Origin of the sequence: Rudanella paleaurantiibacter (genome assembly GCF_009184635.1) — a bacterium.
Classification (GTDB): domain Bacteria; phylum Bacteroidota; class Bacteroidia; order Cytophagales; family Spirosomataceae; genus Rudanella; species Rudanella paleaurantiibacter.
This window is the reverse complement of sequence record NZ_WELI01000002.1, coordinates 825643-847713: the sequence shown is the minus strand read 5'-3', so window position 1 is coordinate 847713 and position 22071 is coordinate 825643. Positions and strand designations below refer to the sequence as shown.

21 protein-coding genes are annotated in these 22071 nt (G+C 52.4%); 19 read left to right on the top strand and 2 right to left on the bottom strand.

Annotated elements, in window-relative coordinates; all coding sequences use genetic code 11:
- Position 1 precedes the first annotated feature (1 nt).
- On the bottom strand, positions 2 to 706 hold the full coding sequence (pseF, locus tag F5984_RS08365) for a pseudaminic acid cytidylyltransferase (RefSeq protein WP_152123774.1): 705 nt from the start codon (positions 704 to 706) through the stop codon (positions 2 to 4).
- Positions 707 to 840: 134 nt separating this feature from the next.
- Here pseF and F5984_RS08360 point away from each other — a divergent pair, with 134 nt between their 5' ends.
- The gene (locus tag F5984_RS08360; RefSeq protein ID WP_152123773.1) at positions 841 to 2565 is read left to right on the top strand and encodes a DUF6044 family protein; all 1725 of its coding nucleotides are present in this window, start codon (positions 841 to 843) and stop codon (positions 2563 to 2565) included.
- On the opposite strand, the gene F5984_RS08355 is transcribed toward F5984_RS08360, so the two are convergent.
- Entirely contained in the window at positions 2562 to 4763 is a 2202-nt protein-coding gene (locus tag F5984_RS08355; protein WP_152123772.1) for a 3-hydroxyacyl-CoA dehydrogenase NAD-binding domain-containing protein, read from the bottom strand. The genes F5984_RS08360 and F5984_RS08355 overlap by 4 nt on opposite strands.
- A gap of 283 nt (positions 4764 to 5046) precedes the next feature.
- Here F5984_RS08355 and rplM point away from each other — a divergent pair, with 283 nt between their 5' ends.
- The 18 genes from rplM (at position 5047) to accD (ending at position 22071) form a co-directional block, all read left to right on the top strand.
- The gene (gene rplM / locus F5984_RS08350) at positions 5047 to 5490 is read left to right on the top strand and encodes a 50S ribosomal protein L13 (RefSeq protein WP_019988973.1); all 444 of its coding nucleotides are present in this window, start codon (positions 5047 to 5049) and stop codon (positions 5488 to 5490) included.
- Positions 5491 to 5565: 75 nt separating this feature from the next.
- Complete coding sequence (gene rpsI / locus F5984_RS08345; protein WP_152123771.1) at positions 5566 to 5952, top strand: 30S ribosomal protein S9; 387 nt, start codon at positions 5566 to 5568, stop codon at positions 5950 to 5952.
- Between the two features lie 180 nt (positions 5953 to 6132).
- On the top strand, positions 6133 to 6972 hold the full coding sequence (rpsB, locus tag F5984_RS08340) for a 30S ribosomal protein S2 (RefSeq protein WP_019988975.1): 840 nt from the start codon (positions 6133 to 6135) through the stop codon (positions 6970 to 6972).
- A 203-nt stretch (positions 6973 to 7175) separates the two neighbouring features.
- Positions 7176 to 8009 carry a translation elongation factor Ts gene (tsf, locus tag F5984_RS08335; protein WP_152123770.1) on the top strand — a complete coding sequence of 278 codons (834 nt, stop codon included), beginning with the start codon at positions 7176 to 7178 and terminating at the stop codon, positions 8007 to 8009.
- Positions 8010 to 8171: 162 nt separating this feature from the next.
- On the top strand, positions 8172 to 8771 hold the full coding sequence (locus F5984_RS08330; protein WP_152123769.1) for an RNA polymerase sigma factor: 600 nt from the start codon (positions 8172 to 8174) through the stop codon (positions 8769 to 8771).
- Between the two features lie 12 nt (positions 8772 to 8783).
- Positions 8784 to 8969: a hypothetical protein gene (locus F5984_RS08325; RefSeq protein WP_152123768.1), complete on the top strand. Its 186-nt coding sequence runs from the start codon at positions 8784 to 8786 to the stop codon at positions 8967 to 8969.
- A complete protein-coding gene (locus F5984_RS08320) occupies positions 8962 to 9786 on the top strand; it encodes a mechanosensitive ion channel family protein (protein ID WP_152123767.1) in 825 nt (274 codons plus the stop codon). The genes F5984_RS08325 and F5984_RS08320 overlap by 8 nt, the downstream gene beginning before the upstream one ends.
- A gap of 55 nt (positions 9787 to 9841) precedes the next feature.
- Positions 9842 to 10798, top strand: coding sequence for a DUF3078 domain-containing protein (locus F5984_RS08315; RefSeq protein ID WP_152123766.1), 957 nt, complete (start codon positions 9842 to 9844; stop codon positions 10796 to 10798).
- Positions 10799 to 10918: 120 nt separating this feature from the next.
- Positions 10919 to 11251: a large-conductance mechanosensitive channel protein MscL gene (gene mscL, locus F5984_RS08310; RefSeq protein WP_152123765.1), complete on the top strand. Its 333-nt coding sequence runs from the start codon at positions 10919 to 10921 to the stop codon at positions 11249 to 11251.
- Positions 11252 to 11322: 71 nt separating this feature from the next.
- On the top strand, positions 11323 to 12663 hold the full coding sequence (gene murD / locus F5984_RS08305) for a UDP-N-acetylmuramoyl-L-alanine--D-glutamate ligase (RefSeq protein WP_152123764.1): 1341 nt from the start codon (positions 11323 to 11325) through the stop codon (positions 12661 to 12663).
- Between the two features lie 92 nt (positions 12664 to 12755).
- Entirely contained in the window at positions 12756 to 13922 is a 1167-nt protein-coding gene (locus F5984_RS08300) for an FtsW/RodA/SpoVE family cell cycle protein (protein WP_152123763.1), read from the top strand.
- A gap of 106 nt (positions 13923 to 14028) precedes the next feature.
- Complete coding sequence (murG, locus tag F5984_RS08295; RefSeq protein ID WP_152123762.1) at positions 14029 to 15117, top strand: undecaprenyldiphospho-muramoylpentapeptide beta-N-acetylglucosaminyltransferase; 1089 nt, start codon at positions 14029 to 14031, stop codon at positions 15115 to 15117.
- 74 nt (positions 15118 to 15191) lie between these two features.
- Positions 15192 to 16577 (top strand): UDP-N-acetylmuramate--L-alanine ligase, encoded by a 1386-nt coding sequence (gene murC, locus F5984_RS08290; RefSeq protein WP_152123761.1) that lies wholly within the window; start codon positions 15192 to 15194, stop codon positions 16575 to 16577.
- A gap of 33 nt (positions 16578 to 16610) precedes the next feature.
- Entirely contained in the window at positions 16611 to 17384 is a 774-nt protein-coding gene (locus F5984_RS08285) for a cell division protein FtsQ/DivIB (protein ID WP_152123760.1), read from the top strand.
- Positions 17385 to 17392: 8 nt separating this feature from the next.
- Positions 17393 to 18751: a cell division protein FtsA gene (ftsA, locus tag F5984_RS08280; protein ID WP_152123759.1), complete on the top strand. Its 1359-nt coding sequence runs from the start codon at positions 17393 to 17395 to the stop codon at positions 18749 to 18751.
- A gap of 32 nt (positions 18752 to 18783) precedes the next feature.
- Positions 18784 to 20265, top strand: a complete 1482-nt coding sequence (ftsZ, locus tag F5984_RS08275; protein WP_152123758.1) for a cell division protein FtsZ — start codon at positions 18784 to 18786, stop codon at positions 20263 to 20265.
- 136 nt (positions 20266 to 20401) lie between these two features.
- Entirely contained in the window at positions 20402 to 21100 is a 699-nt protein-coding gene (locus F5984_RS08270; protein ID WP_152123757.1) for a DNA alkylation repair protein, read from the top strand.
- Between the two features lie 128 nt (positions 21101 to 21228).
- Complete coding sequence (gene accD / locus F5984_RS08265) at positions 21229 to 22071, top strand: acetyl-CoA carboxylase, carboxyltransferase subunit beta (RefSeq protein WP_152123756.1); 843 nt, start codon at positions 21229 to 21231, stop codon at positions 22069 to 22071.

Below are 22071 nucleotides of genomic sequence, written 5' to 3'. Positions count from 1 at the left end.
CTTAAATGTTAGATTGCTGCTGTTTTAGTAGTAAGTATTTAAATTCGGCAATCTTCCAATCCTCCTCCGAGTCGATGTCGTGGGCCTGCATTTCACTGATTTCAACCCCTCCTGCTGGTAAGCCAGTTAGTTGTCGATGCGCTAAGAGTGGTGTTGTATCAAACCAATAGAACTGCCCTGCATCATGGTAAGCCACCTTGAGATCTTGAGAACGTTTCAAAAACGCTGCCGGATCCGCCCAATCGATTAGCCCCTTATCATTCAAGAAAAAAGCACGTTGTATCGGGAAGTGAAATCGCTGAAGTGGGTAGATAATAGCAACACCTTTTTCGATGAGCGCATCGTGAGTTCGCTGTAAAATATCAATTGTGACAAAGGGCGATGTCGGATACAAACAGCAAACGTGTTTAAATTCCCGTCCCTGCGCCCGGTACGCATCCAGCACTTCCAGAATCACGTCGACAGTGGTAGCGTAGTCGTCGGCGTTTTCGGCGCTACGCATAAACGGCACGGCGGCCCCATACTGCCGGGCTACATCGGCAATTTCGGCATCGTCGGTCGACACCATCACCTCGTTGAACAACCCCGATTGCAGGGCTGCTTCGATAACGTAGGCGATGATGGGCTTGCCCAAAAACGGTCGGATGTTTTTGCGCGGAATCCGTTTGCTGCCGCCCCGGGCCGTGATAATGGCAACGTTGTTCATGAGGGCAAAGATAACCCCAGATGACATCTTGTTGGGAAAGATGTCGTCTGGGTAGAAGATGGCGTGTAAAGAGATGTCATCTTTCCTAAACAAGATGACATCTCTTCTCGGTAGAGTTTTGCCAACTTTGCGGCATGTTTGGCTATCAACCGTTTCGCTGGCATCAGGAACGTTGGCCGGTGCTGGTGGGTATCCTGCTATTGCTGGCTTTGTACGTTCCGTACGGGTGGCTTGTGCAGGAAGCCTATTTCACTATTCATGATTTTCTGGACGATAGCTCATACCAGTTTGGGCCACTGGTGCAATCGGGACAGGCGTTTCGGTTTGGGGCCGATGCCGTTGTGCCAACCATCATGAACGGGCTACCCCGCTCAGCGATGCATTCGGGGCTGTACGTGTCGGTTTGGTTCTTTGCCCTGTTACCGCCGTTCTGGGCTATTCTGGTCAACTTTCTGGTGGTGCATCTGGTCGGGCTGGTAAGTATGTATGTGCTTCAGCGGCAATACATCCTGAACCGCCCCGGCGAGCAGTGGCTGGCGGTAGGCGTGGCCCTGATATTTGCCCTGATTCCGGCATATACTAACTATGGATTGTCTGTAATGGGGCAGCCATTATTGCTGCTGGCGTTTCTTCAACTTTTGTACCGCCGACTAAGCGTTGCGGCCTGGCTTATTATTTTGGGCTTTCCGTTCTATTCGTTTCTGGTCCGGTCGGGGCTATACATGCTGATTGGGCTGGCGTTGCTCGGCTTTGTTCAGGGGATACGGAGCCGCCAATTCAATGGCCCGTACTGGCTGGGGCTGGTTCTGTTAGCGGCCCTCTACGGGTTGGTCGATTTTCCCATGATTCGAGCATACCTGACCGGGCAGTTTGTGTCGCACCGTAGCGAGTACAATCAGGCGGCTCTGGTGTCGGCAAAGTTAGATAATGGCCTGAGCCATGCCCGGCTGATGTTTCAGTACGGGCAGTATCATGCCGGTACATTTACCACCTGGCCTATTGCGTATTTGTGGCTGACCCGGTTTGTAACAGGGCGTTGGCGCGGGCTGCCGTTATGGCTCATGGCGATTATTGGGTCTATTTGTCTGCTGCATGGCCTATACCCGTGGCTTCTGAGTCAGGCAGGGGCCAATAAACGGATTCTGACTATCTTCCAGCTCGACCGGTTTTATTTCCTGCTCCCTTTTTTGTGGACGTTGTTGCTGGGCTTACTCCTGGCCGAGTGGGCGCAGTTGTTGGAGGGATGGAGCCGTAGTTTGCTGCTTTTGCTGTTGGGAGGGCAGCTTTACCTGACACTGACCCACAACACGGAGTGGCTTACCAATGCCCGCATGCTGGTGGGAATGCCCCAACCGGCTCGTTCGCCTTCGTTTCGGGCTTTTTACGCTCCCGATTTATTCAGGCGCATCCGGCAGTCGCTGCCGCAACCCACTGCCAGCTACCGGGTTGTAAGCGTCGGGATGCACCCGATTGTTGCGCAGTCGAATGGTTTTTACACGCTCGACAGTTATCAGAATAATTACCCTTTACCCTACAAGCATCAGTTTCGGCAGTTGATGGCCTATGAATGGGCCAAGCCGACAGCCTGGCCTATCCGACCGTATTTCAATGCCTACGGAAATCGCTGTTACGTGTTTCCGGCCGAGCTCCGCATGAACGCACTCGTTGGCAAAACCGACAAACGGGTGGTCAATAATTTGGCATTCAATAATAAGGCTTTTCGAGCGATGGGCGGTCGGTTCGTGTTTTCGGCCGTAGCCATAAAAAATGCCGCCAGTTTAGGCTGGCGGCAAGTCGGTATATTCAACGATTCGGATAGCTATTGGCAGGTGTGGGTGTACGAGGTACCCCCTGTCTAACCAACTGCTGGGGCCGGCTTGGCCATTTTCGCGAACCCTTCGCCACGGGTGGCCATAGCCCGCAGCGTATCGGTAGGCCGGAATCGCTCGCCGTAGGTATCGGCCAGCCGGTCGGCCGTTTCGACGAACGTTTCTATACCCACAAAATCGACGAACGACAGAGCTCCGCCCGTGTAAGCCGGAAAGCCCCACGCCAGAATAGAACCCAGGTCGGCATCGAGCTTGGTCCGAACCACGCCCTCTTCAAAACACCGAACGGCTTCGATAGCCTGCCGGTACAACAGGCGGGTTTTTACCTCGTCGATGGTTGGTTGTGCCTCTGAAACGGGGAAAATCTGGGCCAGGCCGGGCCAGAGTATCTTTGCGGCTCCTTCCGGGTAGTCGTAGAAACCGGCTTTCGCTTTTTTGCCCAGTCGGCCCAGTTCCACAAACTGTCTGGCCACCTGATAGCTCGTATCGGTTTCGCTCAAAGCGCCGTCTTTAATGCTTTGCCCCGAAATTTTGTAGACCAGGTCAAGGGCTACCTCGTCGGTCACGGCCAACGGCCCAACGGGCATTCCGGCATCTTTACCGCCGTTCTCAATCAGAATGGGCGAGACGCCGTCTTTTAGCAGTTCCATACCTTCGGCAGAGTACGTGCCGAAGCAACGCGACGTGTAGAAACCCCGGCTGTCGTTCACCACAATGGGTGTTTTGCGGATTTTGCGCGTGTAGTCAATCGCTACGGCCAAGGCATAGTCCGATGTTTGTTTACCCATAATAATCTCGACCAGCATCATCTTATCAACGGGCGAGAAGAAGTGAATACCGATGAAATTCTCCGGTTTGGCAGCCGCTTCGGCCAGTCCCGAAATGGGTAGGGTAGAGGTGTTTGAGCCAAATACGCCCGGTCCGGTGGGGTTATCCTGTGCCAGCATAGGTTCGGCCTCGCGGGTCACCTGCGCTTTGAGTTCACGATTTTCAAAAACCGCTTCAATAATCAGGTCGCACCCCTGCATATCGGCGTAATCGGCCGTGGGCTTAATTCGGTCCAGAATACTGTCTACTTGCAGGGGATCAACCTTGCCGCGTTCCACTCCTTTTTTGAGAATTCCCCGCGAGTACTCTTTACCTTTTTCGGCGGCTTCGAGCGATACATCTTTCAATACGACCTCAATGCCAGCCTGTGCCGATACGTAAGCGATGCCCGCGCCCATCATCCCTGCGCCCAGAATCCCCACTTTCCGAACGTCAGTTTTCGGGATATTTTTGGGTCGGCTAGCGCCCTTGTTGGCCTCGTTCATGCCTAAGAACATGGTTCCGATCAGGTTCTTGGCAACCTTAGAAGTGGCTACTTTCACAAAATGCCGCGCTTCGATCACCAGTGCCCGGTCGATGTTTACCTGAAGTCCCTCGTACACGCAGGCCATGATTTCGAGCGGAGCGGGGTAGTTGCCACGGGTTTTGTCCATGAGCATGGCCGTGCCCGCCGTAAAAATCTGGGCACCTACGGGACTTTGCACATTGCCACCTGGAACTTTGAAATTGTCGCGGGCTACAATTTTACCGGTCTTTTTGTCGATTTGATCCCAGGGCTTCACGGGGGTTGGGTTGGCGGCAATGTACGCACGGGCCATCTCCATCATGGCTTCCGGTGTAGGCGCAATATCGTCGATCAAGCCCTGGGCTTTGGCTTCCTGGACGCCCAGTTTCTTGCCCTCGGTGATGAGCATAAGGGCTGCCTGCATTCCGATCATACGCGGGAGCCGTTGCGTACCACCCGCCCCCGGTAGCAAGCCAATGGTTACCTCCACTAAGCCGATTTGAGTCTTCGGATTGTCCAGAGCCACACGATAGTGTGTAGCCAGACAGATTTCATACCCACCCCCTAAGGCTGTGCCGTTAATAGCCGCCACTACGGGCTTCCCGCACACTTCCATCTGCCGGAAGATCCGGTTCAGTTCGGCCGATACCTTCAGCATTTCGGCGGGTTCTTTATCATTATTCCGAAGAATCATTTTCAGGTCGGCCCCGGCCACAAATTCGGGCTTGGCCGAAGTGACAATAATTCCTTTAACGGTCTCGTCGGCATAGGCCTGTTGTAGGGCCTCTTCAAATTGGGGGATCGACAGGTCGTTGAGTACGTTCATGGGCGACGAACTCATGTTCCAGGTAATCAAAGCGACGTCCCGGTCGACGGTGTATTGAATTTCGGGCATGTGGTTTTAGTTTTTGAAGAAAGAATAAAACAAAGATAGTAGAAGTGAGGAGTGAGGAGATAGGACGGGGCCGCCCGGCGGTGAGGAGTTGCTGGCGCACGAGTACTGCTTACGCGCCAGCAACTCCTACCTCCTCACTTCTTACTCCTACCTTCCCTTCATTCCTTCTGCTTTCTGCTTGTTTTTCAGTCTACTATCATCTATATTTGCACTCCCGTTTTTAGGCGGGGTGCGTCTTTTTTGGCGCAAATTCTTAGCAATCAACCAATTATCAATACAAACAGTGAATACACTCAGTTATAAGACCATCTCCGCCAATAGCGATACGGTGCAGAAGGACTGGGTTGTGATTGACGCTCAGGGACAAGTGTTGGGTCGGCTGGCCAGCAAAATTGCCTCTGTAATCCGCGGCAAACACAAAACCAACTTCACGCCCCACGTTGACTGTGGCGACAATGTAATCGTCATCAACGCCGATAAGGTGCGCCTGACGGGTAAGAAACTAACCGACAAGGTTTACGTACGCCACACCGGCTACCCCGGTGGTCAGCGTTTCGCTACGCCCCGGTTGTTGCTCGAGAAGCGCCCCGAGCGCCTTGTTGAAATGGCCGTTAAAGGTATGCTGCCCAAAAACCGACTCGGTCGGAAAATGTACGGCAACCTGCACGTTTATGCTGGCGAACAGCACCCGCACGCTGCTCAGCAACCCAAAGAAATTCAACTCTAAATAGCGGTCTCGGGCCATATAGCTACACGCTGTGAAGTGCGTAGGGGTCAGGTCTGAGCGTCTAACATCTAAAAAATGGACCGTATCAATGCCATTGGTCGCCGGAAAACCGCCGTATCGCGCGTGTATCTGTCGGCCGGTAACGGAAACATTCAGGTGAATGGAAAGGAGTACAAGCAGTACTTCCCATCTGAAATTCTGCAAATCATTTTGAACCAGCCGTTTACAAGTGTTAACGGAATAGGTGCATACGACGTAAAAGTAAACGTTCGGGGCGGTGGAATCACCGGTCAGGCCGAAGCTACGCGTATGGCTATTTCACGGGCACTGGTTGAACTGAACGCTGAGTTCCGCCCTACTCTGAAGAAAGAGGGCTTCCTGACGCGTGACTCGCGCATGGTTGAACGGAAGAAATACGGACGTGCCAAGGCTCGTCGGCGGTTCCAGTTCAGCAAGCGTTAATAGAGTTTACAGTTTTCTGTCTACAGTTTACAGTTGGCTTGCGCCTACAAACCGCTTTGCGCAACTGTAAACCGGAAACAGCAAACTGAAAACGTCAAAAAATTCGTCCAGACCGTTCTTAGATGATGCCGACGAACGGTGCTGCGTACACATTATCAAAACCATATTTTCAAAACGAAAATGGCACAAGTTGAATATAAAGACCTCTTAGACGCTGGTGTGCACTTTGGCCACCTGACGCGCAAGTGGGACCCCCGGATGGCTCCGTACATCTTCATGGAGAAGAACGGCATCCACATTATTGACTTAAACAAAACACTCGCCAGCCTCGACGACGCTTGCAATGCCATCAAAGGTATTGTTCGCTCGGGCCGGAAGGTGATGTTTGTAGCTACCAAGAAGCAGGCTCAGGAGATCGTAACGGAAGAAGCGCGTCGTCTGAAAATGCCGTACGTAACCGACCGTTGGTTGGGTGGTATGCTCACAAACTTCGCCACCGTGCGTAAGTCGATGAAGAAGCTCCAGACACTGGACAAAATGTTGAAGGACGAAACAACGGCCAGCAACATTGCCAAGCGGGAGCGGCTGACGATGTCGCGTGACAAAGAAAAATTAGATCGTGTATTAGGTGGTATCGTAGACCTGACCCGTCTGCCAGCCGCCCTGTTTATCGTAGACGTAAAGCGCGAGCACATCGCGGTTGCCGAAGCCAAGCGGCTGGGTATCCCCGTGTTTGCTATGTGCGATACGAACTCGAATCCTGATGAGGTTGATTTCCCGATTCCTGCAAACGACGACGCGTACAAGTCGATTGCTCTGATTACGCTTGCCATCGGTAAGGCCATCGAAGAAGGTCTGATGGAGCGGAAGCAGGACAAAGACGATCAGCGTCTGCAGGAAGAAGAAGAGGCAAAGCGTGCCAGCGATTCGCGCCAGGCCGCTGCCGAAGGTGCCGATGAGGCTCCGGCCGCCGAAGCTACAGCTCCTGTAGCCGAAGCTGCCGACGAGCAGCCAGAATAATAAAGTTTTCAGTTTAGAGTCTTCAGTTTTCAGTTAACGCAAAGCGTCATGATCAGGCGTAAGCCAACTGAAAACCGTAAACCGAAAACTGTGAACTAAAAAAGTAGCCCGTAGTCAGCCGCTATGGGCTACTTCATTATAATTAGCATCCGATTGGCGGATGCGGTTTCTTTTGACAATCGTTTAATACACATACAATTCTTATGGCAATTACGGCAGCAGACGTAAACAAACTTCGGCAAGAGACCGGAGCCGGTATGATGGACTGCAAAAAAGCCCTGACTGAGGCTGATGGCGATTTCGAAAAAGCGAAAGAGATTCTGCGGAAGCAGGGTCAGAAAATCGCTGACAAGCGGGCCTATAACACGACCGCGGAAGGAATCGTACTGGCTCAGGTGAACGCCGAAGGGAACAACGGTAAAATTATCGCCCTGGCTTGTGAGACAGAGCCTGTTTCGAAGGTCGCTGACTTCCAGAACCTGGCCAATGCAGTAATCGAATCCGCTGTTTCGACCAATGCAGACAGCAAAGAAGCTCTGTTGGCTACTGCACAGGCCGATGGCCGTACCCTGCAGGAGCACATCACGGATCTGATGGGCAAAATCGGTGAGAAAATCGACGTTGTCGCTTATGAAAACGTGTCAGCTGAGAAGGTTGTATCGTACATCCACTCAAACGGTAAGTTGGGTGTGTTGGTCGCTATGACGAACACCAACGGTGCAGATGTTGCCGAAGTAGGCCGCGACGTAGCCATGCAGGTAGCCGCTATGAAGCCACTGGCCCTCGACAAAGATGGCGTTGATGCCACGGTTGTTGAGCGCGAAATCGAGATCGGTAAAGAGCAGGCTCGTGCCGAAGGTAAGCCTGAAGCTATGTTGGAGAAGATTGCTCTTGGCAAACTGAACAAGTTCTACAAAGACAACACTCTGCTGAACCAGGAGTTTGTAAAAGACAGCTCCCTGACGATTGCACAACTGCTCGATAAAACATCGAAAGGCTTGACGATCACCTCGTTCAAGCGGGTAGCCATCGGCTAAAACATAGTTAATTGAATATAAAGGAGCCCAACCGATACCGGTTGGGCTCCTTTGTTTGTATACAGATAGGTTAGTATATTTGAGTCCCCCCTCGCCCAACCTTCTACATAGAACCGCGTTACTTTTTAGTCTTATCCCGGTCTTATAGGGCAATCTCCACCGATGAAACAGTTGTCAGACGAAGAGCTGGTACGTCTTTATGTCGAGACGCAACGGAACCAGTACTTCGAAGCGTTGTACGTCCGTTACTGCGATAAAGTGTATCGTAAATGCCTGTCATTTACGAAAGACCCTGCGAAAGCAGAGGACTTTACGCACGACATTTTTTTGAAGCTGATTACCAAATTAGGCGGTTTCAAGGAACAGGCGAAGTTTTCGACCTGGCTTTTCTCAGTGACCTACAACTACTGCACCGACCACACTCGGGTGCGCCGGGGGGGCGAGGTACTGGCTGACAATATGGAGCTTTTGCCCGATTACGGAGATAGTGATGAGGCCGAAGTAGCCGAGATGGAAGCAGCTGGTTTACGGAAAGCAATGGACCGGCTGAATGCCGATGAGCGGAGTCTGCTGATGATGAAGTATCAGGACGATTTCAGTATCCGCGACATCGCCGACATGTCGAACATCACCGAGAGTGCAGTTAAAATGCGCTTAAAAAGAGCGAAAGATAAACTGCGCAAACACTATCTGGAGGGAATTGTGATGTGGCTTCTGCTGGCCCTGAAATATATAACTACGAAATGGCCCCTACGCTTTTAACCGTGTGCACCCATGCAGAACTTTAAAGAGCTCGAACCCGAAGATGTTTGCCCGCCAAATCTGAAAGATGAGCTGATTTCGGAGATCGATTTGATTCGAAACAGCTTGCGGGTAACAGAGCTCTACGTGGGCGACTTCCTGAACGTTATTTCACAGATGTTTTCTTCTCCTGTATCACCAACCACCGTCGATGAATAATTTGCCGAACATTACCGAAATCCTGATTAACACGTTTCAGACCCTGATCAATCAATTTGTTGACTTTGTGCCCAAGCTGATCGGGGCCATTGTTATTATGGCCATTGGCGTGTTGGTGGCCAAATCGGTGGCGGCTATTGTAAGCCGGGTACTCAAACAGGTGGGCTTCGACCGAATCGGCGATAAGCTCAACGATATTGATGTGATCCGGCAGTTGCAAACTGAGATTAAGCTCAGCGAGATCGTTGCCAAGGTGCTTTACTACTTTATTCTGCTGGTATTTATTACCGCAGCCACCGAGACGTTGGGTATTGCCGCCATCACCAACATGGTGCTGTCGCTGGTAAACTTTATTCCAAAGCTGGTAGCGGCCGCTATTATGCTACAAATTGGCGTACTGCTGGCCGATGCGTTGAAAAAAGCAGTTATCTCTATTTGTCAGACGTTTAAGGTTGCCTCTGGGAAGTTGCTCGGCATGATCGTGTTCTTCTTCTTCCTGATTATCACCATCATCAGCGCTCTGGGGCAGGCTGGTATCAACACCGAATTGCTTGAATCGAGCTTTAATCTGCTGGTTGGGGGAATCATTTTTGCGTTTGCAGTAGGTTACGGGATTGCTTCCCGCGATGTGATGGCCAATATTCTGTCCTCGTTCTATTCGAAAAACCGCTTCAAAGAAGGTCAGATTATTCAGATTGAGGAAGTAAAAGGTACCATCATCAGTATTGATAATACCTCGCTGACGCTGCAAACAGGCGAAACCACCACGATTATTCCGCTACAGGCGCTACAATCGCAAAAAGTGCAAGTGTTTTGAGTACGACCCCGCCCGCTGGCGGGGTCTTTTGTAAAAGAGTAACCACCATAATCGTATGAAAAAGAGTATACTGGCTGGACTGGCTTTGCTGGCCCTCGGAACGGCGCAGGCGCAGGAGACGCCTGTGGTCACTCAAAATTTTGGCGATACCCTCAAGGTAAAAAAAGACACCACGTATTGGCAGCGGTCGTTCAGTGGGGGCGCCAATTTTAATCAGGCTTCGTTCAGCAACTGGACGGGGGGCGGTATCAACTCCGTAGCCTTGGGGCTGGTAATCAGTACCCGCGCGTTGTACGAAAAAGGGAGAACGTCGTGGGACAACACGGGTGATTTTCAGCTGGGCTACGTGAATCAGCGGGGCCTAAGTCGCAAAGCTGCCGATCAGCTGTTTCTCAACTCCGTGCTGGGTCATAAGATTGCTCCCAAATGGGATATGTTCGCATCGGGCACCTTCAATACGTTTTTTGCCCCCGGCTACCAGTACGACAAACTACCTGCCAATCGTACCCGACAGCAGATATCCGGCTTTTTCGCGCCAGCTCAGCTGACCTTTGCCTGGGGGGTAGCGTACCGGCCAAATGACTGGTTCTCGCTCCGGCTGAGCCCCTTTGCGCCCCGGTTTACCTTCGTGGCCGACGATGCCGTACGGGTACGAGCTGGGGCCGACGGGATTGTACGGCCTGACCCAACCGCTACGGCTTTTGGCGTTGAGGCTGGCAAATCTGTCCGGACGGAGTGGTTGGCGTTGCAGCTTCAGGCCGCGTTAAACAAGAACATTACGGACAATATTAATATCAACGCTCGCTATCAGACCTACGCTAACTATCAGACGCTCGATGCGATTGATCACCGGCTCGACCTCACTGTAGCGGCTAAAATAAATAAGTACCTCAGCACTACGCTGGGAGTGATTGCGCTTTTCGACAAAGATTTCTCAGAGAACTGGCAGTTGCAGCAAACGCTTGCGATTGGTCTATCCTACAACGTCACCACGTTTCGTAAGAAGAAGTGATTTAGATGGGCTTTGGGAGAGAGGGTGATGAAATAACTGTTAAAATGTCGGCAAGCTTGTAGACTATTCATATATTTCGCCGTCTCAAAGTCCTGTTAATCATCTAAAAAGCTACCTGGTATGTTAAAAGAATTTCGCACGTTTATCGCTCAGGGTAATGTTCTGGATTTGGCCGTAGGGGTTGTGATTGGGGCTGCCTTTGGTAAAATTACCACCTCGCTTGTCGAAGATATTATCAACCCAATTCTGGGCCTTGCCATTGGTGGTATCGATTTCAGCCAGTTGAAACTTGTGTTGAAAGAAGCCGTTGGCACAACACCCGAAGTGGCTATCCGGTATGGAAACTTCGTGAATGTAGTCATTCAGTTTCTGGTTATAGCCTGGGTTATTTTCATGGTTGTGAAAGTGGCTAACCGCTTGCGGGCGTCGGATAGCCCCGACTCAAAAGCGTAATTCGTCCGAAATACTATCAAAAGCCCCGGCCATCGCGGTCGGGGCTTTTTGTTTTGCGTATTTTTGCCCGTATGGATAGGCAGAAATTAGTAATTCTGGGTGGCGGAGAAAGTGGTGTTGGAGCCGCTCTGCTGGGTAAGGCCAAAGGATACGATGTATTTCTCTCTGACCGGGGAGGTCTCAAAGAGCAGTACCGCGCCGAACTGGAGGCAAACCAGATCGATTTTGAAGAAGGTACGCACACCGAAGAGCGCGTATTGCAGGCTACGTTGGTGGTGAAAAGCCCCGGTATTCCTGGTACGGTGCCTTTGGTGCAGAAGCTGAAAGCTCAGGAAACGCCCGTTATTTCGGAGATTGAGTTTGCCGCCCGGTACACCCGCGCCCGGCTGGTTGGTATTACCGGAAGCAACGGTAAAACCACGACCACGCTCCTCATTTATCACTTGCTGAAAACAGCCGGCCTGAATGTTGGGCTCGCGGGTAATATTGGCGACAGTTTCGCCAAGCAGGTAATCAACGATACATTCGATTGGTTTGTCTTGGAAATCAGCAGTTTCCAGCTCGACGATATGTTCGATACCCGGCTCAATGTAGCGGTGTTGCTGAACATTACTCCCGATCATCTGGATCGCTACAACTACGAATTTCAGAATTACGTCGACTCGAAGTTTCGGATTGTGCAGAACATGCAGTCTGATGATGACTTCATCTATTTCGACGGAAACGAACCGATTAAACGTGAGTTGGCCAAACGGTCGATACCGGCCCGCCATTTGCCTATTTCGCTGGAGCGAGCACTGAGCCCCGGCGGTTACTTTCAGAATGGCGAATTGGTTGCGCACAATGGCGATCATGCGTTTACCCTCCCGGTTGTCGATTTGCCGTTGAAAGGGCCGCATAATGCCATCAACATGTTGTCGGCCATACTCGCGGCTCAGTCGGTTGGCGTTTCAGCCGAGGCTATCGCTCAGGGGCTTCATACGTTCCAGAACGCGTCGCACCGGCTCGAACCGGCGGGTCAAATAAACGGGGTGTCGTTCATCAACGATTCTAAGGCAACCAACGTCGATTCCGTATTTTATGCCCTCGCCAGTATGACCACGCCTACCGTCTGGATTGCTGGTGGGCAGGACAAAGGCAACGATTACAGCCAGATTGATGAATTGGTGAGCGAGCGTGTGAAAGGCCTGATCTGTCTGGGCGTGGATAACCAGAAGTTAGTCGCTCATTTTACGGGACGCGTACCGCAGATTTTTGAAACGCAAAGTGTGACCGAAGCTGTACAGAAAGGGCTCGAATGGGCGTCCCCCGGCGAGGTGGTGCTGTTGTCGCCAGCCTGTGCCAGTTTCGACCTTTTCCGTAATTATGAAGACCGTGGTGAACAATTCAAACAAGCAGTAAAGGCCCTGTAGAGACGCATATTTGCGTCTCCCGGCCAGATGGCTTTTGTTCCAATTTTTGCTGACGCTAATGAGACGCAAGTAGGCGTCTTTACCCACAAATTATGACCTTCTCGCTTCGCGATTGGATACGGGACAACCTCAAAGGTGACCGCCAGATTTGGTGGGTGGTTTTGTTTTTGTCCATTATGAGCGTGCTGGTGGTGTATAGTGCTACCGGCACCATGGCTTACCAGAAAATGCAGGGCAATACGGAGTCGTATCTGCTCAAGCACGGCTCACTGGTTTTGCTGGGGCTGGTGTGTATGTACTTCGCGCATCGCATCAACTACGTGTATTACGCCCGCTTGTCGAGGTTTGGGATGTGGCTTTCCGTGCCGCTGCTACTTTGGGCTTTTTTTAAAGGAACCAACCTCAACGACGCTTCACGCTGGGTAACCATTCCGCTTATCAACCAGACATTCCAGCCGTCCGACTTAGCCAAACTGGCTTTAATCTCTAATCTGGCGGCTATGCTGGCCAAGCGTCAACGCGTGGTGTACGAGCCCCGCGTACTGGTGAATATGATTGTCTGGATTGGGGCTATCTGCGCGCTTATTATTCTTTCTAATACCTCTACGGCACTCCTGTTGGGTCTTACCTGCTTTCTGCTCATGTACATCGGGCGGGTGCCGACGCGCTACCTGGCGGGTATGGTGGTGGTTTGCGTTGTGTCAGGAGGCATCGGTTTGGTGCTGGGGCAGCGATTGGGTACTGCCACGAACCGAATCAAAACGTTTGTGGGACAGTTGCAGGGCTCGGCCAATAACGAAAAGCGAAAGGATGTCGACGACCCCACCGTATTTCAGCAGCATCAAGGCTATATCGCTATGGCTAATGGTGGCATTACAGGACAGGGACCGGGGCAGAGTCACCAGCGGAACTTCCTGCCGCACCCCTACTCCGATTTTATTTTCGCCATTATCGTAGAAGAGTACGGTCTTATTGGTGGTATGGCCGTGGTAGCGGCTTACCTGTGGTTATTGGCGCGGGGACTTCGGGCTATTCGAAAAAGTACCCGGCCATTTGGAGGGCTCCTATCAGCCGGACTCACATTTAGTATCGTGCTACAGGCCATTATCAACATGGCCGTGGCTGTGGGGTTGGCCCCCGTGACCGGGCTGCCGTTGCCACTCCTGAGTATGGGTGGAACCTCCTTGCTATTCACCGGAACCGCAATCGGGATTGTATTGAGTGTGAGTCGGGATGAAGCCGACGAAAGCAAATTATAAAACGTTTATAGGGTTCGGTTTCCAGTAAACAGTTGTGTGAAGTGAGTTAGAAAGTAATACACTGTGAACAGAAAATAGAGGACTGTAAACGGTAAACTTTTTTCCGATGAGAATCATCATCAGCGGTGGAGGCACGGGTGGGCATATTTACCCGGCTATTGCTATCGCCAACGAGTTAAAAGCTATTGACCCTGGCGCCGACATTCTGTTTGTGGGGGCAGAGGGTAAGATGGAAATGGAGAAGGTACCCCGGGCGGGCTATCGGATTGAGGGGTTACCGGTGGTAGGTATCAAGCGGGAACTGACACTCGACAATCTGGCCTTTCCGCTCAAGCTGGGGCGTAGCCTCTGGCGGGCTCGTCAGCTTGTACGGCAGTTTCGCCCCGACGTAGCGGTGGGTGTGGGCGGGTACGCCAGCGGGCCTACTTTGCTGGCTGCCAGTATGGCCGGGGTTCCGGTGCTTATTCAGGAGCAAAATTCCTACGCTGGCCTGACCAACAAGGTGCTGGCACGCTGGGCCAAACGCATTTGCGTGGCGTATCCGGGTATGGAAGCTTTCTTTCCTGCCGAAAAAATTATTCTGACCGGTAACCCGGTTCGGAAGGATATTCAGCACGCCGACACGCAGGTTGAGACTGGTCGGCAAGCGTTTGGGTTAGATGCCAGCAAACCTACGCTGCTCATTATTGGCGGCAGTCAGGGGGCACGAACCATCAACGAAAGTATCGAGCAGGGGCTGTCGCAATTTATCGCGGCAGGCGTGCAGGTGGTATGGCAAACGGGGCCGGCGTTTATTGAGCGGGCGCGGGCGGCTGTACAGGCAACCGGTTCCGACCTGATTAAGCCGTATGATTTTATCTATCCGATGGATCAGGCGTATGCCGTAGCCGACGCCGTTGTGTCGCGGGCGGGGGCTTTGTCGGTTTCAGAGCTTTGTATTGTGGGTCGGCCAGCTATTCTGGTGCCATTCCCGGCGGCTTCTGAAGACCATCAGACCAAAAACGCCATGAGCCTCGTAGACCGGAATGCGGCATTGCTGGTTAAGGATAATCAGGCCCGCACCACCCTGGTGGCCGAAGCGTTGAGCTTGCTCGGGAATGCCGATCAGCGGGCTATTCTGACCCGCCAGATCAAATTGCTTGCCCGGCCCGATGCTGGCCGGGATATTGCGCAGGAAATCATGAAATTAAAATAGATACGAAAGGAGAATGTTATTCTGTGGTTACTTTTGCGTAAGCGATAAGGGCCCACCTCCTTTCTGCTTTAGGTATGGATCAATTCAAGTACGTTTATTTCCTCGGTATCGGAGGAATTGGCATGAGCGCATTGGCTCGATGGTTTCGGGTCAATGGCTATGAAGTGGCTGGCTACGACAAAACGCCAACGGCTTTAACCGATGTGTTACAGGCCGAAGGTATGGCTGTACACTTCACGGAAGATGTAGACCAGATACCTGCGCATTTCCGCGCGCACCCGGCCCAAACACTCGTTGTGTACACACCTGCCGTACCTAAACACCATGCAGAGTATGTGTACCTGACTGAAAACAACTTCACGATTCAGAAACGGTCGCAGGTGTTGGGGTTATTGGCGGGGCGAATGAAAACCGTAGCCGTAGCTGGTACTCACGGCAAAACAACGACCTCATCCATGGTGGCCCACATACTCCGCAACGCGGGTGTAAACTGTGCGGCTTTTCTGGGGGGTATCACGCAGAATTACGGAACCAACTTCCTGCTCAACGAACCTGCCGAGGATCTGAGCAAGGTTGTCTGCGTCGTAGAGGCCGATGAATTCGATCGGTCATTTCTGACGCTTTACCCGCAACTGGCCATCGTGACGTCGACCGATGCGGATCACCTCGATATTTATGGCGACAAAGATGCTGTGCTGCACTCGTTTGGCGCTTTCGTAAGTCAGATCGATGCGGGTGGGGTCTTTTTCCAGAAGGAGGGTCTTTCTCTGGCTGGGCAGACCAAAGCGGAAGTTCGGGGGTATTCATTACACGGAGGGCTTTATCACAGCGAGAACCTGCGTATCGAAAAGGCCCGGTTTGTGTTTGATTTGGTGTATCCCGGCGGGGTAGTTCCCGACATCAGAATGATGGTACCGGGTTTTCACAACATCGAAAATGCAATTGCTGCCGGAGCCGTAGCCCTCACACTGGGGTTGTCTCCCGAAGCTATCCGCGACGGCTTGAGCACCTATCGGGGGGTTAAGCGCCGATTCGAGTATATTCTGGACACTGAAGAGGCTATCCTGATCGACGACTACGCCCACCACCCCGAAGAAGTGAAGGCGTTTCTGTCGTCGGTGAAGGCATTGTACCCCGACCGGGAGATTACGGCGATCTTTCAGCCCCACCTGTTTACCCGGACGCGCGACTTTGCCGATGAATTTGCCGAGAGTCTCTCATTGGCCGACCATGTACACTTGCTTGACATCTATCCGGCCCGTGAGTTACCCATCGAGGGGGTTACCTCGGAGCTCATCCTGCGGAACGTACAGTCAAAAACCGCAAATTTGTGCACCAAAGCCGAACTGGCCGGCGTTGTGCGGGAAACAAAGTCCCCGGCTGTAGTGGTTACGATTGGTGCTGGCGACATTGATCAGATGCTCCCGGTGCTCAAGGATAGCCTTTTAGCCAGTAAATAAATATATTACCAGTTTTGTCGACCTTAAACCCAGATGTTTTCTACTTTTAACCATAAAAGAAAGTGGCTTTGGACGCTGGGGGGCGGTCTGTCTTTGTTCGCTATCATTGCGTTTACAGAGGCCCGACAGGAGCAAAAGCATTGCCGCGAGGTGGTGGTGAAGCTCGATAAAGTAGATGGGCATCAGTTTCTGACCCGCCGGGATGTAACGGGCTACCTGACCAACGAGGGCAGTGATCCGGTAATCGGTGAGTCGTTTGATCAGATCGACTTTCGGCAATTAGAGCAGCGGCTCAAGCGGCATGGGTTGGTGAAAAATTGTCAGGTCTCGCGTGACCTGAAGGGTAACTTGATCGTCAGCATCCAGCAGCCCCAGCCGTTGGCCCGGTTGATATCGTCTGATAACAGCCTGGGCTACCTGGAAGGGCAGTATGTAAGCGAAGAGGGACGGTTCTTTCCGATCTCGATGAACCATACCGTACGGGTACCCCTACTGTCGGGTGCGTACTTTGCCAAACATACCAGCCTGACCGATTCCAGTAGTCGTGGGTTGATCGAGTTGCTGACCATGATTCGGAACGATGCCTTCTGGCAGGCTCAGGTTACCGACATTGACGTGAATGCGCAGGGAGCCGTCACGATGTGGCCCACGTATGGCAAGCATCGGATTGAAATGGGCCTGCCCATTAATTTGGAATTGAAGTTTAAGAAGTTGAAATTGTTCTATAAATCAATTCTTTCCTCGCGGGGATGGGATCGATACAGTCGGGTGAACGTGCAGTACCGAAATCAAATCGTGTGCGAATGACAGCGTCGATGAATGATAAAATAGTTGTTGGACTTGACATTGGCAGCACCAAAGTGTGTGCGGTTGCGGGTCGGCTGATCCGTAATAAGGACTTCCCCACGTTGGAGGTTCTGGGTGTCGGACGTGTAGAATCGGGCGGTGTAACGCGGGGTTCCGTGGTCAATATAAACAAAACGGTGTCAGCCATTAACCAGGCTATCGAAGAGGCTGGTAATCAGGCTGATATTGATATTGGTATTGTCAACGTTGGGTTTAGCAGCAACACCATTAGTGCTCGTCGTCAGATTGGCAGTATCACCCGGAGTTCGCCCGGCGACGAAGTAACACCGACTGACATCGATCATTTGCTGCGCGATATGTACAAGACGGTAATTCCGCCGGGTAACGAAATCGTGCATGTACTGCCCATGGACTTCACAGTCGATAGCGAACCGGGTATTGAAGATCCCGTAGGGCGTAATGGTGTTAAGCTGGGGGCTGATTTTCAGATTATTATGGCTCCGGCCAATGCCGCACTGAACACCAAAAAGTGCATTGAGCGAGCCGCTAATAGCTCCCTCAAACGCGATCAGCTCGTGTTGTCGGTGCTGGCGTCGGGGATGGCTGTGCTGACCGAAGACGAAAAGCAGGCGGGTGTGGCGCTGGTTGATATCGGTGGTGGTACTACCGACATTGCCATTTACCACCGCAATGTGTTGCGGTATATTTCGATTTTGCCGTGGGCAGGCAACAGCCTGACGAACGATATTGAACAAGGGTGCAAGGTATTGAGCAACCATGCCGAGCAGATCAAAGTACAGTTTGGGAATGCTAACCCGACCGATAGTCGCCTGAATGAGGTGGTTTCGGTGCCGGGTTTGGTCAATCGCAAACACAAGGATGTGCTACTGCGGAATGTGTCGCTTATCATGGAAGACCGGCTGAAGGAGATTGCGGCATTGGTACAGGCCGAAATCTTACGCTCAGGTTTTGAACATAAACTGCTGGCGGGTATTGTTCTGACGGGAGGAACCGCATCGACGCCCAACATCGAGGCCATTTTTAAGCGGGTCACGGGGATGGACGTACGCGTGGGTTACCCCGAGTGGCTGGAGCACAACGGCCGGGCCGATCTGGTGAGCGATCCGGCCTACGCAACGGCGTTGGGCTTGGTTTGGGCCGGTTTCCGGCAGGTCGATGAGCGAGTAAGCTTTATCAGCGACCCCGCCCGGACCTCTGAAGCCCCCAAAACCAGTACGCCACCGACGGCAAAACAACCGTACCGGCCTGCTGCGGAGCCTGAAGAGGCCCCCAAAGAAGGCTGGTTCGCCAAACTTAAACGGATCTTTTCAAGTGATGATTTCATTGAAAAGAAGGACACCTATTAACTTGTACCTCATATCAGAACGACTGACACCCTATGAACACGATGCTTGATCACGGATACGCTTACGAAATTCCGGACGAAAACGGCCCGATCATCAAGGTCATTGGTGTGGGTGGTGCGGGCGGCAATGCCGTTAAGCACATGTGGAAAATGGGCGTTAAAGACGTCAGTTTTGCCGTTTGTAATACCGACCGGCAGGCACTGATGGCCTCTCCCGTTCCGACCAAGCTTCAGTTGGGCGACGGACTGGGGGCCGGTACAGAAGCCGAAGCCGGTGAGAAAGCCGCCCGCGACGGAATCGACGAGATTCGTAACCTGCTGGCTGCACCAACCAAAATGGTCTTTATCACAGCCGGTATGGGCGGTGGTACGGGTACGGGGGCTGCACCGGTTGTGGCCGAAGTGGCGCGTGAGCTGAAGCTGCTGACCGTAGCCGTTGTAACAGCACCGTATTGGTACGAGGGCACTGAAAAGAAAGAACAGGCCATGAAAGGCATCGAGCGGCTCAAAGAAAGTTGCGATACGGTGCTGGTGGTACTGAATGATAAACTGGCTGAACTCTACGGCGACCTCGACTGGACCGAAGCTTATGGTCATGCCGACAACGTACTGGCGAACGCGGTAAAAAGTATTGCGGAGATTATCACCACGCAGGGGGATATCAACGCCGACTTTGCCGACGTGAAGAAGGTGTTGAGCAATGCCGGTCAGTCGGTGATGGGGTCGGCCGAGGCAGACGGCGAAAATCGGGCGCTGTCGGCCATTGAAGCCGCACTCAATTCGCCTTTGCTGAACGACCGTGATATTCGCGGGGCCAAAAAAGTCCTGCTGACGATTGCGTCGAGCAAAGAGCACGCCATGAAAATGAACGAGATGACCATCATCTCGAAGTACGTGGCTGAGAAAATTCAGGCCGAGGCCAAGATGGTTAAAGTCGGTGCCATTGTGGATAAAACCCTTGGCTCTAAGTTGCGGGTCACAATTATTGCCGCTGGCTTTGAGCCAATTAATGACATTGGGCAGATTTTGACGCCCAATGGCATAACCCCCAGCGAGAACGTAGACGACAAAAAAACAGATGCCCGAGATGAAAAGACGACAGTAGCAACCCGCGATGAAGAGCCCGTGGCAGAGGCCCCAATCGAACTGGGTGGCGCTGAGTCGGAGAAACTGGTATTGGCCGCTATTGAAGAGGAAGCGAATGAAAAAGCGCTCCCCGGTGTGTTTGAAGACCAGATTCCAACCCGCTCGGTGAATGTGGGTGCTGATGTGATTGTGGTGCCCGGCCGGGGCGACCGAATGCCGCAGACCCACAAGATTACGCCTGAAGTGCTGATCGAAGTGCATAACGCTGGCGACCATGAGCACATTCAGCGGATGATCGACGATTTTTATAATAACCGGATTCCCGAGCGCGATCTCGAAACCCCGGCTTACCTGCGCCACAAAATTGCCTTGTACGATATGCAGCTGATTCCGGAAGGGGAGCTGGTGCGGTACCGGTTAGGTGACTAAGCCGAATATCAGACTACAAAAGCCCGCCCGATGTTCTTCGGGCGGGCTTTTTGCGTGTAAATGAATCATCCATTCAGAATGGGGCAAGGCCAGTCTCGACAATCAGGAAAGTCACTTAAAAACAGAAGCTACGTAAATGGATGCCGCCGAGGTAAAGAGACAACTAATGGCCCTGCAACAACCCGAACGAGCGTCGTTTGTGGCTCGGTATTTCCAGACTGGGCCGGGGCAATACGCCGAGGGCGACCAGTTTCTGGGGTTATCCATGCCGCAACAACATACCATAGCGCGTCAATTTCGGCAGTTGCCTGTGGAGCACACAGAACAACTGGTGCGCGATAGTTACCACGAGTGCCGGATGGTAGGCTTGCTGATCTGGGTTCAACAAAGCCGGAAAGGAGGGCCGATAGTGCAAAAGGAAATTCTGGAACGGTATCTGGCGAGCGTGGAATGGGTGAACAACTGGGATTTGGTCGATTCGAGCTGTCCGGCTATTGTGGGTGAGGCCTTGCTGCACGAAGACCGATCTCTACTGTATGAACTTGCTGATACCAGGCACCTCTGGAGCCAACGGATAGCGATGGTGTCGACGCTGGCGTTTATCCGAAAAGGGCAACTCGCCGACACCTTCGCTCTGGCCGAACGACTCACTGGGCACCGCCATGATCTGATCCACAAAGCGATTGGCTGGATGCTGCGCGAAGCCGGTAAACGTAACTCCGACGCCCTTGAAGAGTTCCTGCACGATCATATCCGGCAACTGCCCCGTACCAGTCTGCGCTACGCCATTGAGCGGTTTGAGCCAGACCGCCGACGGTATTATCTGACTCTTTGAAAGATAGCCAATCGGCATCAGGAGGGAGGACCATGTAGTCTATACAATCACTCTTTCCGCGATTCGCTCCTTCGCTCTTAAGAAAAGCGTATCTTTGTCGCCCCGGAACGATTCAACTACCGAAATCAATGTCTTGGTTTATACGCAAAGATAAGGGTATCCAGACCCCGACCGAAATGAAGCGGGAAGCCCCCGATGGGTTGTGGTACCAGTGCCCGAATTGCAAAAAAGTGATGCACACCCGCGAGCACAAGCTCAACGCATACACCTGTGTACACTGCAATTACCACGAAAAAATCGGCTCGGACGCCTACTTTTCTATCCTGTTCGACGACAATCAGTTCACCGAGCTGGATGCAACCATGATCTCGGCCGATCCGCTCAACTTTGTCGATACAAAGGCGTACCCGGACCGGGTCAAAAGCACAATTAGCAAAACCGGTCTGCGCGATGCCGTTCGGACGGCTTACGGGCCCATGAACGAAGAGCAGATTACCATTGCCTGCATGGACTTTGGGTTTATCGGCGGCTCAATGGGCTCCGTGGTGGGTGAGAAAATTGCCCGGGCCATTGATCATTCGCTCAAAACGAACACGCCATTTCTGATGATTTCGCGTTCGGGTGGAGCCCGGATGATGGAGGCCGGCTTCTCACTCATGCAGATGGCTAAAACATCGGCCAAGCTGGCGCTCCTCGCTGAAGCAAAAATCCCGTATATCTCGCTGCTGACCGACCCCACCACGGGGGGCGTAACGGCCTCCTTTGCGATGTTGGGCGATTTTAACATTGCCGAGCCCGGCGCCCTGATCGGTTTCGCTGGCCCACGTGTTATCCGCGAAACGATCGGTAAAGACCTGCCCAAAGGGTTCCAGAGTGCCGAGTTTGTGCTCGATCACGGCTTCCTCGACTTTATTGTTGATCGGAAAGACCTGAAAGACAAGCTATCGAGCCTGTTGCAGATGCTGAAATAA

Excerpts from the sequence above, each read along its gene's own strand:
- pseF (WP_152123774.1), bottom strand. The coding sequence starts at position 706 with ATGAACAACGTTGCCATTATCACGGCCCGGGGCGGCAGCAAACGGATT.
- F5984_RS08360 (WP_152123773.1), top strand. The coding sequence starts at position 841 with ATGTTTGGCTATCAACCGTTTCGCTGGCATCAGGAACGTTGGCCGGTG.
- F5984_RS08355 (WP_152123772.1), bottom strand. The coding sequence starts at position 4,763 with ATGCCCGAAATTCAATACACCGTCGACCGGGACGTCGCTTTGATTACC.
- rpsI (WP_152123771.1), top strand. The coding sequence starts at position 5,566 with ATGGACCGTATCAATGCCATTGGTCGCCGGAAAACCGCCGTATCGCGC.
- rpsB (WP_019988975.1), top strand. The coding sequence starts at position 6,133 with ATGGCACAAGTTGAATATAAAGACCTCTTAGACGCTGGTGTGCACTTT.
- tsf (WP_152123770.1), top strand. The coding sequence starts at position 7,176 with ATGGCAATTACGGCAGCAGACGTAAACAAACTTCGGCAAGAGACCGGA.
- F5984_RS08330 (WP_152123769.1), top strand. The coding sequence starts at position 8,172 with ATGAAACAGTTGTCAGACGAAGAGCTGGTACGTCTTTATGTCGAGACG.
- F5984_RS08325 (WP_152123768.1), top strand. The coding sequence starts at position 8,784 with ATGCAGAACTTTAAAGAGCTCGAACCCGAAGATGTTTGCCCGCCAAAT.
- F5984_RS08320 (WP_152123767.1), top strand. The coding sequence starts at position 8,962 with ATGAATAATTTGCCGAACATTACCGAAATCCTGATTAACACGTTTCAG.
- F5984_RS08315 (WP_152123766.1), top strand. The coding sequence starts at position 9,842 with ATGAAAAAGAGTATACTGGCTGGACTGGCTTTGCTGGCCCTCGGAACG.
- mscL (WP_152123765.1), top strand. The coding sequence starts at position 10,919 with ATGTTAAAAGAATTTCGCACGTTTATCGCTCAGGGTAATGTTCTGGAT.
- murD (WP_152123764.1), top strand. The coding sequence starts at position 11,323 with ATGGATAGGCAGAAATTAGTAATTCTGGGTGGCGGAGAAAGTGGTGTT.
- F5984_RS08300 (WP_152123763.1), top strand. The coding sequence starts at position 12,756 with ATGACCTTCTCGCTTCGCGATTGGATACGGGACAACCTCAAAGGTGAC.
- murG (WP_152123762.1), top strand. The coding sequence starts at position 14,029 with ATGAGAATCATCATCAGCGGTGGAGGCACGGGTGGGCATATTTACCCG.
- murC (WP_152123761.1), top strand. The coding sequence starts at position 15,192 with ATGGATCAATTCAAGTACGTTTATTTCCTCGGTATCGGAGGAATTGGC.
- F5984_RS08285 (WP_152123760.1), top strand. The coding sequence starts at position 16,611 with ATGTTTTCTACTTTTAACCATAAAAGAAAGTGGCTTTGGACGCTGGGG.
- ftsA (WP_152123759.1), top strand. The coding sequence starts at position 17,393 with ATGAATGATAAAATAGTTGTTGGACTTGACATTGGCAGCACCAAAGTG.
- ftsZ (WP_152123758.1), top strand. The coding sequence starts at position 18,784 with ATGAACACGATGCTTGATCACGGATACGCTTACGAAATTCCGGACGAA.
- F5984_RS08270 (WP_152123757.1), top strand. The coding sequence starts at position 20,402 with ATGGATGCCGCCGAGGTAAAGAGACAACTAATGGCCCTGCAACAACCC.
- accD (WP_152123756.1), top strand. The coding sequence starts at position 21,229 with ATGTCTTGGTTTATACGCAAAGATAAGGGTATCCAGACCCCGACCGAA.